The organism is uncultured Psychromonas sp. (genome assembly GCF_947489755.1).
GTDB lineage: Bacteria > Pseudomonadota > Gammaproteobacteria > Enterobacterales > Psychromonadaceae > Psychromonas.
The window spans coordinates 1-203 of record NZ_CANLFB010000119.1 but is presented as its reverse complement, the minus strand read 5'-3'; the positions used below and the strand labels follow the sequence as shown (position 1 = coordinate 203).

At 48.3% G+C, this 203-nt stretch carries 1 protein-coding gene; it reads left to right on the top strand.

Translation table 11 applies throughout. The annotated features are described in order from the left end of the window. Positions 1-203 (top strand): transposase (locus Q0794_RS18255; protein ID WP_298944307.1); only part of this gene is annotated, 203 nt, incomplete at both ends.

Genomic DNA, 203 nt, shown 5'->3' with positions numbered 1-203 from the left:
GGGCCTATTATTTCAGCCGCTTTAATGGCATCAGTCGGTGATGCGGGGGCCTTTAAAAATGGCAGGCAGCTAGCCGCTTGGATTGGCCTAACACCCACACAATATGCCAGTGGTGAAACAAATAGAATGGGTAAAATAAGTAAGCGGGGCAATAGCTCGCTTAGAAAGTATCTAATTCATGGTGCGCGCACGGTACTGAACTG